The 17,753-nt window shown below is 72.2% G+C and carries 12 protein-coding genes and 1 pseudogene; 7 read left to right on the forward strand and 6 right to left on the reverse strand.

The annotated features are described in order from the left end of the window. Positions 1-377 precede the first annotated feature (377 nt). The 3 genes from UK12_RS06765 to trpS all read right to left on the reverse strand — a co-directional run bounded on the left by UK12_RS06765 (position 378) and on the right by trpS (position 3,388). Positions 378-1,166: a nucleoside/nucleotide kinase family protein gene (locus tag UK12_RS06765; protein ID WP_197084613.1), complete on the reverse strand. Its 789-nt coding sequence runs from the start codon at positions 1,164-1,166 to the stop codon at positions 378-380. A gap of 9 nt (positions 1,167-1,175) precedes the next feature. Beyond that, the gene (locus UK12_RS06770) at positions 1,176-2,135 is read right to left on the reverse strand and encodes a S66 peptidase family protein (RefSeq protein WP_045300688.1); all 960 of its coding nucleotides are present in this window, start codon (positions 2,133-2,135) and stop codon (positions 1,176-1,178) included. A gap of 239 nt (positions 2,136-2,374) precedes the next feature. Further along, positions 2,375-3,388 carry a tryptophan--tRNA ligase gene (gene trpS / locus UK12_RS06775; protein ID WP_045300690.1) on the reverse strand — a complete coding sequence of 338 codons (1,014 nt, stop codon included), beginning with the start codon at positions 3,386-3,388 and terminating at the stop codon, positions 2,375-2,377. A 715-nt stretch (positions 3,389-4,103) separates the two neighbouring features. On the opposite strand from trpS, the pseudogene UK12_RS44965 reads away from it, so the two are divergent. The 3 genes and pseudogenes from UK12_RS44965 to UK12_RS39450 form a co-directional block, all read left to right on the forward strand. After that, positions 4,104-4,442: pseudogene (locus tag UK12_RS44965) on the forward strand (ABC transporter substrate-binding protein); the annotation flags it as partial. Positions 4,443-4,581: 139 nt separating this feature from the next. Next, positions 4,582-4,932 carry a hypothetical protein gene (locus UK12_RS43035; RefSeq protein WP_231591075.1) on the forward strand — a complete coding sequence of 117 codons (351 nt, stop codon included), beginning with the start codon at positions 4,582-4,584 and terminating at the stop codon, positions 4,930-4,932. 146 nt (positions 4,933-5,078) lie between these two features. Next, entirely contained in the window at positions 5,079-5,990 is a 912-nt protein-coding gene (locus tag UK12_RS39450) for a hypothetical protein (RefSeq protein ID WP_156178579.1), read from the forward strand. A 5-nt stretch (positions 5,991-5,995) separates the two neighbouring features. Here UK12_RS39450 and UK12_RS06790 read toward each other — a convergent pair whose 3' ends face one another. Continuing rightward, positions 5,996-6,496: an NUDIX hydrolase gene (locus UK12_RS06790; RefSeq protein WP_045300694.1), complete on the reverse strand. Its 501-nt coding sequence runs from the start codon at positions 6,494-6,496 to the stop codon at positions 5,996-5,998. 116 nt (positions 6,497-6,612) lie between these two features. Between UK12_RS06790 and UK12_RS06795 the strand changes: the two genes are divergently transcribed. Further along, a complete protein-coding gene (locus UK12_RS06795) occupies positions 6,613-7,491 on the forward strand; it encodes an ATP-grasp domain-containing protein (RefSeq protein WP_045300696.1) in 879 nt (292 codons plus the stop codon). Between the two features lie 61 nt (positions 7,492-7,552). Here UK12_RS06795 and UK12_RS06800 read toward each other — a convergent pair whose 3' ends face one another. Together UK12_RS06800 and UK12_RS06805 are read right to left on the reverse strand one after the other, a co-directional pair. Then, positions 7,553-11,452: an ABC transporter ATP-binding protein gene (locus tag UK12_RS06800; RefSeq protein ID WP_442973778.1), complete on the reverse strand. Its 3,900-nt coding sequence runs from the start codon at positions 11,450-11,452 to the stop codon at positions 7,553-7,555. Positions 11,453-11,753: 301 nt separating this feature from the next. Further along, the gene (locus UK12_RS06805; protein WP_045300789.1) at positions 11,754-12,398 is read right to left on the reverse strand and encodes an SACE_7040 family transcriptional regulator; all 645 of its coding nucleotides are present in this window, start codon (positions 12,396-12,398) and stop codon (positions 11,754-11,756) included. A gap of 124 nt (positions 12,399-12,522) precedes the next feature. On the opposite strand from UK12_RS06805, the gene UK12_RS06810 reads away from it, so the two are divergent. The 3 genes from UK12_RS06810 to UK12_RS06820 all read left to right on the forward strand — a co-directional run bounded on the left by UK12_RS06810 (position 12,523) and on the right by UK12_RS06820 (position 17,694). Continuing rightward, complete coding sequence (locus tag UK12_RS06810) at positions 12,523-14,253, forward strand: carboxyl transferase domain-containing protein (RefSeq protein ID WP_082119379.1); 1,731 nt, start codon at positions 12,523-12,525, stop codon at positions 14,251-14,253. Between the two features lie 106 nt (positions 14,254-14,359). Next, complete coding sequence (locus UK12_RS06815; protein ID WP_045300700.1) at positions 14,360-16,672, forward strand: acetyl/propionyl/methylcrotonyl-CoA carboxylase subunit alpha; 2,313 nt, start codon at positions 14,360-14,362, stop codon at positions 16,670-16,672. Beyond that, the gene (locus UK12_RS06820; RefSeq protein WP_082119380.1) at positions 16,669-17,694 is read left to right on the forward strand and encodes a hydroxymethylglutaryl-CoA lyase; all 1,026 of its coding nucleotides are present in this window, start codon (positions 16,669-16,671) and stop codon (positions 17,692-17,694) included. The genes UK12_RS06815 and UK12_RS06820 overlap by 4 nt, the downstream gene beginning before the upstream one ends. Positions 17,695-17,753 lie beyond the last annotated feature (59 nt).

Below are 17,753 nucleotides of genomic sequence, written 5' to 3' on the forward strand. Positions count from 1 at the left end.
GGGCGCTTCGTTCTTTCGTGTTTCCAGCTTATCAGATGCTTTCCGCTCCGTTTTCCGGAGTTTCACTCACCCGATCCGCTTTCCTTCGGCCTTTCGGCGTTCCAGACTCTATCAGATCGCTCTGGCCGTCTTTCACGCTTCCCGGCTCTCGGAAAAGCCTTTGTCGAACCGACCTGACGGCCTGTCCGACGCCCCAAACCTTAGCCGATCCCCGCTCCGAGAAGCGAACCCGGCCGCAATCCAGAAAAGCACACAACAATCCCAACCGAGACATGCCGGGGCACGACTCAGCTCGAACAGAAGAAGTGGTGTTTCAGAGGATTGGCCGCTCCGGGACCGTCCGCGCCGATGCGTGTCCGGTGCTCCCTGCCGAGCGACTAGAGAACACTACCCCCATCGGGGACCGGGGGCAAATCCCAGTCGCCGACGATCCGGGTGCAGACCGCACGACCTGCTTTGACGTACTCGCCGTTGGGGTGGTCGTTCGAGCTGATCCAGTGCCGGGCGGCGTCGGGAGCCCGGCCGCCGTCGGTGTGGCGCTGCATCAGCCGGCTGTCCCGCACGTGGTCGTCCGTCTCCACGTACCAGAGCTCGCCCATCAGGGCGCGGGCCTCGGGCCAGGGGGCGTCGGCGCCGACCAGGTAGTTGCCCTCGGTGATGACGAGTCGGGTGTGCGGTCGGATCACGTGCTGCGCGGCGACCGGTTCGTCGAGTGCCCGGTCGAAGCCGGGGGCGTACACGTCCTGGAAGCGCTCGGCGAGGACTCTGCGCAGCAGGGCGACGTAGCCCCAGGCATCGAAGCTGGGCGGGGAGCCCTTGCGGTCGCGCAGGCCGAGGCGTTCGAGCTGGGCGTTGGAGAGGTGGAAGCCGTCCAGCGGAAGGTGGGCCGCAGTGCCGGAGCCCGCCTGGCGGTTGATCTCCTCGACCAGGAAATGGGCCAGGGTGGATTTTCCGGTTCCGGGCGGGCCGGCCAGGCCGAGGATGCTCCGGCCGACAGTGTGGGTGCGGCCGTGCAGCATTCCGAGGGTCGATGCGAGGAGTTCCGCGCGGCCGCTGATCAGGGGTTGAGCCGTGTTCGCGGTGGCCGGGCGGCCGACTCGCCCCGGGCCGGCGGGGCCGGGGGCGTCGGATGGGTTGCTGCGTCTGCTGCGGCCGTCCACGTGCATGGCCGCACCCTACTCATCGGTGCCGGTCGTGAGAACCGGCGCCGCCAAGGTGAGCGTGCCCGCGTCGGCGTCGAGGTGGGCGGGGACGCCGAGCGGCATGGTGAGGCTGGTGGGGCCGTGGCCGAAGCCGAGCTCCCAGAGGACGGGTACGCCGAGTGGGCCGAGCCGGTCGAGCATGACCTCGCGCACCTGGTCGATCCGACCGCAGCCTTCCCAGGATCCGAGCGCGATGCCGGCCACGCCGTCGAGCGCACCCGAGCGGATCAGCTGGGTGATGATGCGGTCGAGCCGGTACGGATGCTCGTTGACGTCCTCCAGCAGCAGGATCGTGCCTGCGAAGGAGGTCCGGGCGGTCGGGGTGCCCCGGTCCGTGGCCAAGGCGGAGGCGCAGCCGCCGGCCGTGATGCCGTGGGCTTGTCCCGGTACCAGGGGTTCGGCGGTGGCCGAGGTGAGGACCGTCGTGTCCGCCGGGTGGAAGAGGGTGCGGCGGAGGTGGTCGGCCGTGGGGCGGTCCGTGATGAAGGTGGCGCCCGAAGCCATCGGCCCGTACAGCGTAGGGATGCCCAGGTGCCGGGCGAAGGCCTCGTGCAGGACGGTGACGTCGCTGAAGCCCACCAGCGTCTTCGGGGGAGCCGCGCGGAGTACGTCCCAGTCGAGCAGGTCGACCATCCGCTGCACGCCGTACCCGCCCCGGGCGCAGATGACGGCGGCGATCGTGGGGTCGAGCCAGGCGCGCTGGAAGTCGGTGGCGCGGGCGGCGTCGGTGCCGGCCAGGTGACGGAGGGTCGGGTGGGTGTCGCGGAGGTGCTCGGCCGGTATGACGTCGAGCCCCCAGCTGCGGAGGAGTTCCGTGCCCGCCGAGAGGCGGTCGGGCTCGACCGGGCTGCTCAGGGCGACCAGTGCGACTCGGTCCCCCGGGACCAGGCGGCGTGGGCGTCGGTCCGTGTCGGGTGGCTGGAGTCGGTCCATCGGCGGAATCCTCCCTCGGGGGACGGTCTGTGGTGATCGGTCACCAACGGTATGCCCGCTCGGATGGACCCCGATCACCCGAGGGGTGCCGGTCGTACCGCTCGCAGAACTCACCGGAAGCGCGGCAGAAGCACAGCAGAAGCGCAGCGGGAACGACGGCGGAGACGGGGGCGCAGGCGGACGCCGGGGTGAGCGGTCCGGCGCCCGGCCGGCCCGGACCGCACCCGGGGGTGGGGACTTCAGCGCATACCCATGACCTCGCGCACCTCCGCCAGCGTGGCGTCGGCCTCGGCGTTGGCGCGCTCGTTGCCGGCTCGCAGGACGGCCCTCAGGTGGGACCGGTCTGCGGCGAGTTCGGCGCGGCGGGTGCGGATCGGGCGGAAGTACTCGTTGACCGCCTCGGTCGCGCGCCGCTTCAGCGCGGCCGATCCGCCGTCACCGACCTCCTCGGCCACCTCCTGCGGGCTGCGCCCTTCGCACAGGGCGGCGAGCAGGACCAGGTTGGACACTTCGGGGCGCTGCTCGGGGTCGTAGCCGATCCGCCGTTCGGTGTCGGTCTTGGCGCCCCGGATCAGTCGCGCGGTCCGGTCCTCGTCCGCGCCGAGGGTGATGGCGTTGCCCCGGCTCTTGCTCATCTTGCCGCCGTCGGTGCCGAGGAGCATCGGGGCTGCGGAGAGCAGCGCCTCGGGGGTGGGGAAGACGGCGGCCCCGTACCGGTCGTTGAAGCGGCGGGCGATGGTCCGTGCGGTCTCCAGGTGTGGCAGCTGGTCCTGGCCGACGGGGACGAGGTTCGCCTTGCAGAACAGGATGTCGGCGGCCTGGTGTACCGGGTAGGTCAGCATCAGTCCGCTGACCGAGCTCTGCCGGGAGTGTGCGATCTCGTCCTTGACCGTGGGATTCCGGTGCAGTTCGGCGACGCTGACCAGGCTGAGGAAGGGAAGCAGCAGCTGGTTGAGAGCGGGTACGGCGCTGTGGGTGAAGATCGTGGCGTGCTCGGGGTCGACTCCGGCGGCCAGGTAGTCGAGGACGATTTCCTCGGCCAGTTCGGCGGGGCGGTCGGCGGTGTCGCGGTCGGTGAGTGCCTGGTAGTCGGGGATGACCAGGAACAGTTCTACTCCGAGCTGCTGCAGTTCGACCCGGTTCTGCAGGGTGCCGAAGTAGTGGCCGAGGTGGAGCGGTCCGGTGGGTCGGTCCCCGGTGAGGACGCGGTAGCGGCTGGGATCCTGCCGGACCTGGGCGGTGCTGGTCTGCACGGGGTTCTCCTTCGGGCGGGCTGACGGGGTGTCGGCACCGGTGCGCCGACGGTGGTGGCGCGTCCGTCGGTGTGGCCCGCGGGAAGGGAACGCAACAGGGCCGCCCGTCCGGACGGCCCTGGTCATGCCTGGGGTGGTGGCCGTCCTAGGACGGCCACCAGCTCAGGCACGGAAGCTGCTTCATGGCCCCGAGGGTAGCGCCTCGCGGTGGGCGGCCACTCCGGTTTTCTCCGGAAGGAGTCGACCTGCGTCTGGGCGAGGACCAACGTCAGCAGCAGTCCGCCGAGCAGCGGTGTAATGCCCTTGAGCACCAGGTCACGCAGGCTGCCGCGGAGTTCGCGGCAGGAGCGCCCGCCCTCGTGACAGTGGGCAAAGGTTTGCCTAACCTGAGACCGGACTCCGCATTCGACATGAGGAGCAGCGCATGGCCCCCACCTCCGCCGACCGCCGAAACGCCCTTCGCACCTCCCGCCGCGGTTTCCTCACCGCCGGCCTGGCCTCGGGTGCCGTGGTCGGCCTCGGCGGGCTGCTCACCGCCTGCGGTGGGTCGGGCGGGTCGGGCGACAGCGGGGCCGGGGCCGCGTCGGCCACGGCGAAGACCGACCAGAAGGCGGTCAAGCAGGGTGGCGACGACTACGCCGGCGTGATCGAGAAGATGAAGGGCTTCGGCACGGACGCGGCGGCCGGTGTCTTCGCCCGCACCGTCAGGCACGCGATGGGCAGCACGGTCATCCCGAAGAGGCCGGTCCGGGTCGTCGTGCTGGACACCGGCGAGCTCGACAACGTGGTCTCGCTCGGCGGCCAGCCGGTCGGCGTCGCGTACACCGACGGTTCGAAGACCATGCCCTCGTACCTCAAGGACAAGGCGGGCAGCCCGGCCGGGGTCGGCACCATCACCGGGCTCAACCTGGAGGCGATCGCAGACCTGAAGCCGGATCTGATCCTCGGCAGCCAGCTACGGGCGCAGGACCAGTACGCGGCGCTCTCGAAGATCGCGCCCACCGTCTTCTCGATCCGTCCGGGCTACCCCTGGAAGCAGAACTTCGTCCTCAACGCCGCGCCGTTCGGCCTGGAGGAGGCGGCGAAGGCGCGGCTGACGGCCTACCAGGCTGCCGACACCGGGATCGGCGGGAGGCTGAGCGCCAAGGCCGGCGGCCGGCTGTCGGCTGCCGACCATCACCCCGCTCCGCTTCATGCCCGGCCGGACCAGGCTCTACGCCGAACTCTCCTTCATCGGCACCATGCTGGCCGACATCCCGCTGCCCCAGCCGAAGATCGAGCAGGTCAAGGAGCTCGCGGTCGAGGTCAGCCCCGAGCAGATCGACAAGGCGGACGCCGACTGGATCTTCTACGGCGTGTACGGCTCGCCGAGCTCGACCACCCAGGACACGGTGCTCGGCGGGGCGCTCTGGAAGACCCTCGGTGCGGTGAAGTCCGGGCAGGCGCGGCCGGTGGCGGACGAGACCTGGTTCCTCGGGCTCGGGGCCGCGGCGGCGAACGCGGTGCTGGCCGACCTGACGGGATTCCTGGCGCCGGGAGCCTGACTGGAGGGCCGCGGCGGAGTCGGCGGCAGCCCTGACCCACCGGCCGCCGGCTCGGGTCACGGTCCGTCAGTCTTCGGTTTCCCCTTGGCTGCTCACGCGCTCGTACGGGAGGATCATCCGACCAGCTTTTCGGAGGGCCCGTACTGATGACCTCGCTCGACCAGTCACCATCCGACGACTCCCCGGGCCGGCCCTCGGCGGCCGACCGTGACGCAGCGGACGCCGAAGCCACCACCGCGGCCTGGCTCCTTGCCGGACTGGCGAGCAGACTCCGCACGGCGTACGAGCAGGGTGCCGACGTCGGCATGCTGGCGGCGGCCTGCCGTCAACCGGAGTCCGAGGTACTGCGGTTGTTGGAACTCGCCGGGACGGCCGGGCAGCCCCGCAGTCTCCCGCTCACCGGCCCGGCAACCGTCCCGGCGGGCCCGGTCGCGCCGTTCCCCGAGAGGCCGGACTTCCGGCGGATCCGTCGTCCGGCACCCTCCCGGCGGTTGAGCCGGCTGCACCCGCGCGGCGAGCCGACGCCGCAGTCCGGGCCGGCGTCCGCACCCGTGCCACTCTCCCGGAGCGACGACCCGGCACCGGCTGCGGAGAGCGCCCCGCCGTCGACAGAGCCGCCGATCGCGACACAGCCACAGCCCAGCCGGGCACCGGAAGCAACACCGGCACCGCAAGCACCACCAGAACCGCGAGAGCCGCAGGCACCGGAAACGCCGGACGCGCCGGACGCGCCGCAGACCCCGATGGGCATCCTGATCGGGGCCTCCCCGACGTACGCCGAGCCGCCGAGCGCGCAGAGTTCTTCGGCGCCACGCCGGGTGCCGGTCGAACTGGTTCGGCTGAGTCGGGGCACCAGCCTGGCCGTGCTGCCGTCCTGGCGCACCGCCATCGCGGTGTCGGTCCCGACCGACCTGCTGCTCGCGGCGACCGGGCTGGCCTTCCAGGAGCTGCCCGAGGTCCGGCTCACCGTGCTGATCAACCCGGACGCGCTGCACGACCGTGAGCTGGACCTGCGCGGCTGGCAGGCGGAGCGCGGAGCAGCGGACACCGGCGGCTGAGGCGCCTACGGTCCGCTGTTCGGCACGTAGCCCAGGTGGACCGCGGCGTCGGCCGTCAGGTGCTCCGGATTCCCCCGCACCGCGGCGAGCAGCTCGGGCAGTTGCGGTGGCCAGAGCGCCTCGGCGTGCTCGTCCGCCAGATCGGCCGGGGTCCACCAGCGCCAGCCGAGGATCCGGTCCGCCGCATGCACCGCGCTGACGTCGCCGAGCGGGCCGCGCCGGGGCCCACGGGTGAGGAAGATGTGCTCGTGCTGGCGGACCGGGGTGCCGTGCCAGGTGAAGTCGTGCTCCCAGGTGCAGAGCAGCGGGCCGGGCGCGAGGTCCGTCCAGCCGGTCTCCTCCCACAGCTCGCGCCGCGCGCCCTCGGCCGGGGACTCCCCCGCCTCGATCCCGCCGCCGGGCATGGTCCAGTGCACGCCCACCTCGATGTTGTCCGACCTCAGGAGGAAGACCGCGCCATCGGGCGCGACTACCACGGTTCGGGCCGCTTGCCTCGGAGTACGCATCGGATCACCCTCGCAGCGGCCGGAGCTGCTGTCGAGCGGGAGTTCGGCGCCCCGGCGCCGACGACGCGCGGGAACTCCCCTGCCCCGCGCGGCGTCCCGGTTCTACGCTGGGGCCCATGCTCGGACCTGTGATCCTGCTGCCCTCCGATCCGCTGACGCCCCGCCGGCCCGATCCGCATTTCGTCTGGGAAGCCCAACTCGTGCGGGAGCTGGGCGGGGAGTACGTGCTCGTCGACCACGACGCGCTGCTCGCCGGGGAGGCCGGTGCGGCGGTCCGCCGGGTGCCCGAAGCGTACGGGCCGCTCTGGTACCGGGGCTGGATGGTGCCCGTACCGGCCTACGCCGCCCTGGCCGCCGCCCTCGCGGCACGCGGCTGCTCCCTGCTGACCTCGCCCGCCGCCTACGCCGATGCCCACGAACTGCCCGGCTGGTACCCGGTCTTCGAGGGCGCGACGCCACCGAGCGCCTGGATCCCGGGTGGTGCGCCGGACCGCGAGGCACTCGCGGACGCCGCGCACCGGATCGGCGGGCGCGGCCCGGCCGTCGTCAAGGACTACGTCAAGTCCCGCAAGGACGAGTGGGCCGAGGCGTGTTACGTGCCCGAGCTGGCCGATCTGCCGGGGCTGACCCGGGTGGTGTCCCGTTTCGTGGAGCTCCAGGGCGAGTTCCTGGCCGGTGGCGTGGTGCTGCGCCGGTACGAGGACTTCGCGCAGGACGCGCAGGGACGCACCGTCGAGGCCCGGGTCTGGTGGGTGGACGGCGAACCGGTCCTGGTCGGCCCGCACCCCGACAGCCCGCAGTCCGAGGTCGACCCCGACCTGTCCGACGTCCAGCCGCTGGTACGCGCACTGGGCTGCCGTTTCATCACCACCGACCTGGCCCGCCGGGTGGACGGAACCGGCTGGCGGGTGGTCGAGGTCGGCGACGGCCAGGTCAGCGGCCTGCCGCACGGTATCGACGCATCCCCGCTGCTGACCTCGCTGCTCGCCGCGTGAACCTCCGAGCAGCGAGGCCGGCAGCCGACCCGGCCCCGCCCCCCTGGGGCCGAGTACGGGCTCAGCCTGCCGCCGGGGCCGGCTCCAGGTGCTCCCGGGTGGGGTGCCCGTCCGCGACGAAGGCCCGCCACAGACCGGCGTACGCACCGTCGCGGCGCAGCAGTTCGTCGTGCGTGCCGTCCTCGACCACCCGGCCGCGGTCCAGGACGACGATCCGGTCCGCGCGCTGAGCGGTCGTCAGGCGGTGGGCGATGACCAGGGTGGTCCGTCCGCCGCTCAACCGGTCCGCCGCGTTGTTGACCGCAGCCTCGGTGGCCAGGTCGAGCGCGGCGGTGGCCTCGTCGAGGAGCAGGACGTCCGGGGCGACCAGTTCGGCGCGGGCGAGCGCGATCAGTTGGCGCTGCCCGGCCGAGAGGTTCCGGCCCCGGCCGGCGACCGCGTGGTCGTAGCCGCCCGACAGCTCGGTGATCATCTCGTGTGCGCCGACCGCCCGGGCGGCAGCCTCGACCTCGGCGTCGGTGGCGGTGGTCCGGCCGTACGCGATGGCCTCCCGCACCGTCCCGGCGAAGAGGTACGCCTCCTGCGGGACTATGCCGAGCCGGTGCCGGTACTGGGCGAGGTCGAACCGGGTGATGTCGGTACCGTCGATCCGGACGGTACCGCCGGTCGCGTCGTAGAACCGGGCGACCAGCTTGACCAGCGTGGACTTCCCGGCGCCGGTCTCACCGACCAGGGCGACGGTCTGCCCGGCCGGGATGTGCAGGTCGACGGCGGACAGCACGTCGGGGTTCCCGTCGCCGCCGCCGTTGTAGGCGAAGCTGACGTTCTCGAACCGGATCTCGCCGCTCAGCTCCGACACCGGCACCGGATGTTCCGCGTCGGGGGTGCTGGTCGGCGTCCGCAGCAGCTCACGGATCCGGCCGAGGCCGACGGACGCCTGCTGGTAGCCGTCGAAGATCTGCGAGAGCTGGTTGACCGGCGCGAAGAAGAGGTCGATGTACAGCAGGTACGCCACCAGCGCACCGATGGTGAGCGTCCCCGCGTCCACCCGGGAGGCCCCGGCGATCAGCACCAGTGCGGCCGCCACGCTGGACAGGAACTGCACGAACGGGAAGTACAGCGAGATGTAGAGCTGCGCCCGGACCCGGGCGTCGCGGTACTCCACTCCGCGGGCCACGAAGCGTGCGGTGTTGGCGTCCTGGCGCCGGAACGCCTGGACGATCCGCATGCCGGCCACGTTCTCCTGGAGGTCGGCGTTGACCGTGCTGATCAGGTCCCGGGAGATCTGGTACTGGGTGGTCGACTTGCGGCGGAACACCACGGTCGCGATCACCAGCAGCGGAAGCACCGTGAAGACGACCAGGGCCAGGCTGGCGTCGATGACCAGCAGCGCACCGAGGATCCCGAAGAAGGTCAGCACGCTGATCACGGCCGTGACCACACCGGTCTGCAGGAAGCTCGAGATGGAGTCCACGTCGGTGGTCATCCGGGTCATGATCCGGCCGGACAGCTCGCGCTCGTAGTAGTCCAGGCCCAGCCGGTTCAGGTGGGCGAAGATCTTGAGCCGCAGGGTGTAGAGGACGCGTTCACCGGTCCGTCCGCTGACCCTGGTCTCCGCGCTCTGGACCAGCCAGTCGAGCAGCACGACCGCGAGGGCGGCCAGGGCGGCGACCGCGACGCCGGACATCGCGGCCCTGCTGACGCCGTCGTCGATCCCGTGCCGGATCAGCACCGGGAGGGCGAGCCCGGCTGCCGAGTCCAGGGCGACCAGCACGAGGGCGACGGCCAGCGGGCGGCGGAAGGGCTTCAGCAGGCGGCCGAGGCTGAAGTCCGGGTCACCGGCCTCGGCTGCGGGGACCAGGACGTCCGGGGTGTCGGTGGCCGGTGGCAGGGCGGCCACCCTGGCGAGCAGCTCCGCCTTGTCGCGGTCGGCGGACTCGGCCTGCCTGCCCTCACCGGGCCGCTCGGCGCCGTCGCGCGGCACCTCCGGCTGCCCGGCCCGGACGGCGGCGGTGTCGGGAGCGGGACGGTCGGCCGCATCGGGGTCGGTGATCAGCGCCCGGTACTGAGGACATCGGTCTTCGAGTTCCTCATGGGTACCGAGGTCGATCAGGCGGCCGTGGTCGAGCACAGCTATCCGGTCGGCCAGGTGCAGGGTGGACCGGCGGTGGGCGATCAGGAGCGTGGTCCGGCCGGCCATCACGCCCCTCAGCGCCTCGTGGATCTCGGCCTCGATCTGCGGGTCGACCGCTGAGGTCGCGTCGTCGAGCAGCAGCACCTGCGGGTCGCTGAGGATCGCCCGCGCGAGGGCGATCCGCTGGCGCTGGCCGCCGGAGAGGGTGAGCCCCTGCTCCCCGACCCTGGTGTCGTAGCCCTCGGGCAGCTCGGCGATGAAGCCGTCCGCCCGCGCGGCCCTCGCCGCTGCCGCCACCTGCTCGTCGGTCGCGTCCGGGTGCCCGTACGCGATGTTGGTCCGGACGCTCTCGGAGAACAGGAAGCTGTCCTCGGGGACGATGCCGACCGTGCCGCGCACCGAGTCGAGGGTGAGCTCGCGCAGGTCGTGGCCGTACAGCCGGATCGCGCCCGCGGTCGGGTCGTAGAACCTCGGCACGAGCTGCGCGACGGTCGACTTGCCCGAGCCGGAGGTGCCGACCAGCGCCAGCGTTTCGCCCTCGGCGAGTTCGATGCTCAGGTGCCTGAGGACGAGGTCGGTGTCCTGCGCATCGCCGAAGCGGAAGTCCACCCGGTCGAGCTGGAGCGCGGGTGCCCCCGGGACGGGAGAGACCACCGGGCGGTCCGGCTTGCCGGAGCGGTCCGCGGTGGGCCGGCCCGCGGTGGAGTGGTCCTCGGTGGAGTGGTCCGCGGTGCGGAAGGTGAGCTCGGCCGCGTCCGCCCGTTCGTGGATCACGGGCTGCTGGTCCACCAGCTGGAGCACCCGCTCGACACCGGCACGGGCCTGCTGGCCGACGGTGATCAGCATGGTGAGCATGCGGACCGGGCTGGTCATCTGCGCGAGGTAGGCGGAGAAGGCCACGAAGGTGCCCAGCGAGACCTGGCCGCGGACCGCGAGCCAGCCGCCCAGGGCGAGCACGGCGACCTGCCCGAGTGCCGGGACCGCCTGCATGGCGGGGGTGTAGCGGCTGTTGAGCCGGATCGAGCGGAGCCTCGCACCGAACAGACCGCGCGAAACCTGCTCCAGCTTTCCGCGCTCCTGGGCCTCCTGGCCGAAGCCCTTCACCACCCGGACACCGCCGACGGCGCCGTCCACGACGCCCGCCACGGCCGCCGCCTCCTGCTGCGCCGCCCAGGTGGCCGGGAACAGTCGCTTCCGGCTGAGCGTGGCGATCCACCAGAGCAGCGGACCCATCACCAGCGCGACCAGGGTGAGCGGCGGGGAGAGCCAGAGCATCACCAGGATCGACATGCCGAACATCAGGAAGTTGCCGGTCATCATCGGCAGCATGGAGAGCAGGCCGTTGATCAACTGGAGGTCGGAGGTGGCCCGGCCGACCACCTGACCGACGTCGAGCGCGTCCTGGCGGGCACCGTCGAGCCTGGTGAGCGAGCGGAAGAGGTCGGTCCGCAGATCCTGCTGGACGTCCAGAGCCAGCTGGCCGCCGTAGTAGCGGCGGACCTGGGTGCAGACGAAGACCAGGACGGCGGCCAGCAGCAGCGCCGCCGCCCACGGCGCGAGTGAACGGGTGTGGGCGGTGATGACGTCATCGATGATCAGCTTGGTGATCAGCGGGACCACGGCCGTGATGGCCATCCCCACCAGCGAAGCTCCGAAGGACAGCAGTACGTTCCGGCGGTAGCGCCAGCAGTAGCGCGACAGCCTGGTGAGCCAGCCCGGCTCGGCCTGCGGTTGGGGCCCAGTCTGCGGCTGCGGCTGCGAAGTCGGCTCGGGCCCGGGGTGGGGGCCGCTCGCCGAACGGGTGGTCTCCGATCCTGTGCCGGACAGGTCGCGGTCTGCCCTGCCGCCTGGCGAAAGCTCCGTTGTGGATCCGTGAGTCTCAGGCATATTTAGGGATACTAACCATTCGGTCGGGCGGGAGTCCATCGAGATTCCGACGGGCCTGCAGAGACAGGAACAGCGCGCGGGCCGACCTGCTTCCCGTCTTCCATCAGCTTTCACCAGCCTGGATGAACCCACAGGCGCAGCACACCGGTCTGGCGCCCCGACCGCGACCTCCATTGGTCCCAAGCCGGTCGCAGGCCGGCCGTGGGCCACCCGGCTGCGAATGCCGGACGCCCGGCCGGGCTCAGTCCTCGCCGGGCCCGGCGGTGGCGGCGGCCGCCGCGAACGCACCCAGCGCCAGACTGTGCAGCAGCGCCGCCATTCCGTCCCTGGTCAAGCCCGACCGCTCGCCCTGCGCCGGCTGGGGACCGGCACTGTGCGGGGTCGAGTTGATCAGCCCGAAGACCGCGTGGACCGCCGCCCTGGCGGTCTGCTCGCCGCCGGACCCGGCCAGCGCCGGGAACGCCTCGCGGACCACCTCCACCCACAGCTCGACGTAGCCGCGCTGGAGGCGCCGCACGCGCCGTCGGTCCTCCTCCTTCAGATGGAGCAGTTCACGGTCGTGCAGGGTGATCAGGTCGCGGTCGTCCAGCGCGAAGTCCACGTGTCCGCCGATCAGAGCGTCGAGCGCACCGGCCGCGTCCGGCGCGTCACCGGCCCGGCGACGGCCCTCGTCCAGCAGCCTTTCGCTGATGCCGACCAGGAGGTCGGCGAGCATGGCGTCCTTGCCGGAGAAGTGCCGGTACAGACCCGGGCCGCTGATGCCGACCGCCTTGCCGATCTCGTCGACGCCGACACCGAGGAATCCACGTGCGGCGAAGAGGCGCGCGGCCTCCTTCCGGATCTGGTCGCGGCGTGAGAGCGCGGAGGGAGCCTGGGCGTTCGACATGACGTCCATCGTAGACAGTCGAGTTATCGACGGTTAACCTGGGCGGCAGGAGTTAACGCTCATTAACAGGGTGGCGGACTCACCTGTCCGCATACCCGGCTCCGAGGGCAAGGGAGCTCTTGGGATGGTCTTCTCAACCGTCGGCCCGGCCGCCGCCTCACCCGCAGGTACGGCACCGGGACTGTTCACCGACGCACACACGGGCCCGTTCGAGGCAGCCGCCTCGCCGGCCTCCGCTGCGCCCGCACCCCGGCTGGAGAGTTCGGTGGACGCCGGCTCGGCCGCCTTCCGCGCGAACACCGCCGCCCACCAGGCCCTGGTGGCCGAGCTGCGGGAGAAGCTGGGGGCCGCCGCACTCGGCGGTGGCGCCAAGGCCCGGGCCCGGCACACCTCCCGGGGCAAACTGCTGCCGCGCGACCGGGTGGACACGCTCCTCGACCCCGCCTCCCCCTTCCTGGAGCTGAGCCCGCTGGCAGCCGACGGGCTGTACGACGGCGCCGCCCCGGCGGCGGGCGTGATCGCCGGGATCGGCCGGGTGGCCGGGCGCGAGGTGGTGGTGGTCGCCAACGACGCCACCGTCAAGGGCGGCACCTACTACCCGATGACGGTCAAGAAGCACCTCCGGGCTCAGGAAGTCGCCCTGGAGAACCGCCTCCCGTGCATCTACCTGGTGGACTCCGGCGGCGCGTTCCTCCCGATGCAGGACGAGGTCTTCCCGGACCGCGACCACTTCGGACGGATCTTCTACAACCAGGCGCGCCTCTCCGCCGCCGGGATCCCGCAGATCGCGGCGGTGCTCGGCTCGTGCACGGCGGGCGGCGCCTACGTCCCGGCGATGAGCGACCAGGCGGTGATCGTCCGCAACCAGGGCACCATCTTCCTCGGCGGCCCGCCGCTGGTGAAGGCGGCGACCGGCGAGGTCGTCACCGCCGAGGAGCTGGGCGGCGGCGAACTGCACTCCCGCACCTCGGGCGTGACGGACCATCTGGCCGAGGACGACGCCCACGCGCTCTCCATCGTCCGGACCATCGTCTCCGAGCTCGGCGCCCGGCCCGGAAAGCCCTGGCCGCTGACTCCGGCCGAGCCACCCGCAGTGGACCCGGCGAGCCTGTACGGCGCCGTGCCCGTCGACCCCCGGACCCCGTACGACGTCCGCGAGGTGATCGCCCGGATCGTGGACGGCAGCCGGTTCGCCGAGTTCAAGGCCGAGTACGGCGCCACCCTCGTCACCGGGTTCGCCCGGATCCACGGCCACCCGGTCGGGATCGTCGCCAACAACGGTGTGCTCTTCGCCGAGTCCGCCCTCAAGGGCGCCCACTTCATCGAGCTGTGCGACCAGCGCGGCATCCCCATCCTCTTCCTGCAGAACATCACCGGCTTCATGGTCGGGCGGCAGTACGAGGCGGGCGGCATCGCCAAGCACGGCGCCAAGATGGTCACGGCCGTCGCCTGCACCCGGGTCCCGAAGCTGACCGTGGTGATCGGCGGCTCGTACGGCGCGGGCAACTACTCGATGTGCGGACGCGCCTACTCGCCCCGCTTCCTGTGGATGTGGCCCGGGGCGAAGATCTCGGTCATGGGCGGTGAGCAGGCGGCCTCCGTCCTGGCCACCGTGCGCCGGGACCAGCTGGAGGCACAGGGCGAGGAGTGGCCCGTCGAGGCCGAGGAGCAGTTCAAGCGGCCCGTCCGGGAGCAGTACGAGCGGCAGGGCAACGCCTACTACTCGACGGCCCGGCTCTGGGACGACGGTGTGATCGACCCCATGGACACCCGTACCGTGCTCGGTCTCGCCCTCACCACCTGTGCCAACGCCCCGCTCGCCGACCCCCGTCCGTACGGCGTCTTCCGTATGTGAGCCGGCGGCCACGGCCTCGATCCGCGCACCCGCGCACCGGGCCGACCGCCTGCGGCCCACCCCACTGCCCCACCACGGCTCCCCTCGACCCGGAGGAACTCCTCCCATGTTCGACACAGTTCTGGTCGCCAACCGAGGCGAGATCGCGGTACGGGTGATCCGTACCCTCCGGACGCTCGGCATCCGCTCGGTCGCCGTCTTCAGCGACGCCGACGCCGACGCGCCGCACGTCCGCGAGGCCGATGTCGCCGTCCGGCTCGGCCCAGCCGGGCACAGCGACAGTTCGGCCATCGAGACGTACCTGCGGACCGACCAGATCCTGGCGGCCGCCCGGCGCACCGGCGCCCAGGCCGTCCACCCCGGGTACGGCTTCCTGGCCGAGAACCCGGCCTTCGCCCGCGCCTGCGCCGAGGCCGGCCTGGTCTTCGTCGGCCCGCCCCCCACCGCGGTGGAGCTGATGGGCGACAAGATCAACGCCAAGGAGGCCGTCCGAGCCGCCGGAGTGCCCGTCGTCCCCGGCAGCCAGGGCGGAAACCCGACCGACGCCGAACTCACCGCAGCGGCAGCGGAGATCGGCTACCCGGTGCTGCTCAAGCCCTCCGCCGGCGGCGGCGGCAAGGGCATGCGCCTGGTCCGCGACCCGGACGACCTGGCCGCCGAACTGGCCGCCGCCCGCCGGGTCGCCCGCACCGCCTTCGGCGACGACACCCTGCTGGTCGAGCGCTGGGTGGACCGGCCGAGGCACATCGAGGTCCAGGTCCTGGCCGACACCCACGGCCGGACCGTGCACCTCGGCGAGCGCGAGTGCAGCCTGCAGCGCCGCCACCAGAAACTGATCGAAGAGGCACCCTCCGTTCTGCTGAACCCGGAGACCCGGGCCGCCATGGGAGCAGCCGCTGTTCGGGCCGCCGAGGCGTGCGGCTACACCGGTGCCGGCACGGTGGAGTTCATCGTGCCGGGCGTGGACCCCGACGGGCCGGCCCCCGACGGCGTCCTCGACTTCTTCTTCATGGAGATGAACACCCGCCTCCAGGTGGAGCACCCCGTCACCGAACTGGCCATCGCCGTCGGCGCGGACACCGGCCAGCCCGAGCGGCTCGACCTGGTGGAGTGGCAACTCCGCGTCGCCGCAGGCGAATCCCTGCCGTTCACCCAGCCCGACATCTCCTTCCTGGGCCACGCGATCGAGGCCCGCATCTGCGCCGAGGACCCGGACCGCGACTTCCTGCCCACCGGCGGCCGGATCCTGCTGCTGGACGAGCCACACGGCCCCGGCATCCGCGTCGACTCCGGCGTCGGCCCCGGCAGTGAGATCGGCAGCCTCTACGACCCCATGCTGGCGAAGGTCATCGCGTACGGGCCCGACCGCCCGACCGCGCTGCGCCGCCTGCGGGCCGCGCTCGCCGAGACCCGGATCCTCGGCGTCACCACCAACACCGGCTACCTGCGGCGGCTGCTCGCCCACCCCGATGTCGCAGCCGGACGGCTCGACACCGGCCTGGTCGAACGGACCGCCGAGCAGCATCCCGAACTGCTGGCCTCCCCCTACGCTGCGCGCCCGTTCGATGAGCCGGTCGACGAGCCCACCGATGGACCGACCGATGGGCCGACCGCTGCCGACGTACCGTCAGAGCGCGTGCAGCACGGGAGTTCGGACGTCCGTACCGATGGTGAGCCCCCTTCCGTCACCGGCGCCTCCCCGGCGGAGACGCTCTACTACGCGGCCGCGCTGACCCGGCATCTGGGCCTGGCACCCGCCGTCGCCTCCAACGGCTGGACCGACCCGTTCTCCGTCCCCTCCGGCTGGCGCCTCGGCGGCGAGGCCGCCTGGACCACCCACCGGCTCCGGCTCCCGGGGCACGAACCCGTCTCCGTTCTTGTCCGCCCCGTCGTCGACCGCAACGTACCCGACACCACTGACAAGCCTCAGGAAAGCACCCCTGACCTGCACATCCGCCTGGACGAGGGCCCCATCCGACTCGCCCGCGCGGCCCGGGCCGTCGGCCGGGTGCACCTCACCGTGGACGGCCTGCAGAGCACCTTCGCACACACCACTGACAACGGCCCCGGCAACGCCGCCGGACCGGTCACCTGGCTGGGCATCGACGGCGACGCCTGGCCGCTCCACCCCTACGACCCGGTAGCCGACCGGACCTCCGCCTCCGCCGCCCATCACGGCGCGCTCACCGCACCGATGCCGGGCACCGTGACGGTGGTCAAGGTCGCCGTCGGCGAACAGGTCAGACGCGGCCAGCCACTGCTGGTCCTGGAGGCCATGAAGATGGAACACGTGATCGCCGCACCGCACGACGGCACGGTCAGCGAGCTGCGGGCCACCGCCGGAACCACCGTTGCCATGGAGGAGTTGCTGGCCGTGGTGACGCCTTCCGACGAGCAGTCCGCCGAGGTGACGTCATGACGTCCTCGACCCCGGGCCAGAACCCGGCCCCGAGCCCGAGCCCGCCCGCCGGGCGGGAGCCCGACGCCGTCGACCTGGGTCTGCCGGACGCCGTGCGGGACCCGGCGCTGCCCGCCCGGGTTCGCATCCACGAGGTCGGCCCGCGCGACGGGTTGCAGAACGAGAAGTCGCTCGTGCCGGTCGAGGTGAAGGCCGAGTTCATCGAACGGCTCGCCGCCGCCGGACTGCGGACCGTGGAGGCCACCAGTTTCGTCCACCCCAAGTGGGTTCCGCAGCTGGCCGACGCGGAGGAGCTGATGCCCGGGCTCGCCGGGCTCACCGACCGCCACCCGGGCCTTCGGCTGCCGGTGCTGGTCCCCAACGAGCGCGGTCTCGACCGCGCCCTCGCCCACCACGCCACCGACATCGCGGTCTTCGCCAGCGCCACCGAGACCTTCGCCCGGCGCAACCTCAACCGGTCGGCCGACGAGGCCCTGGAGATGTTCCGGCCGGTCGTCGGCCGAGCCGCCGAGGCGGGCGTCCCGACCCGGGGCTACCTCTCGATGTGCTTCGGCGACCCGTGGGAGGGGCCGGTCCCGCAGGCGCAGGTGATCGACTTCGGTCTGCGCCTGCTCGACCTGGGCTGCACCGAGCTGAGCCTCGGCGACACCATCGGCGTGGCCACCCCCGGGCAGGTCACCACCCTACTCGCGGGCTTCGTCCGGGCCGGTGTGCCCATCGAGCGGATCGCCGTCCACTTCCATGACACCTACGGCCAGGCGCTGGCCAACACCCTGGCCGCGCTGCGCAGCGGGGTGACCGTCGTGGACGCCTCGGCCGGCGGTCTCGGCGGCTGCCCCTACGCCAAGAGCGCGACCGGCAACCTCGCCACCGAGGACCTGGTCTGGATGCTGCACGGGCTCGGCATCGAGACCGGTGTCGATCTGCGCGCCCTGGTCGCGACCAGCGGCTGGATGGCGCGGCAGCTCGGCCGTCCGAGCCCGTCCCGCGCGGTCCAGGCCCTGTTCCACCAACCGGCCTGACCGTCCCGGCCCGCACCCGCCCCGGGCCGCCCTGATCCGGGGCGTCCTGTCTCCGGGCG

Origin of the sequence: Saccharothrix sp. ST-888 (genome assembly GCF_000955975.1) — a bacterium.
Lineage (GTDB): Bacteria > Actinomycetota > Actinomycetes > Streptomycetales > Streptomycetaceae > Kitasatospora.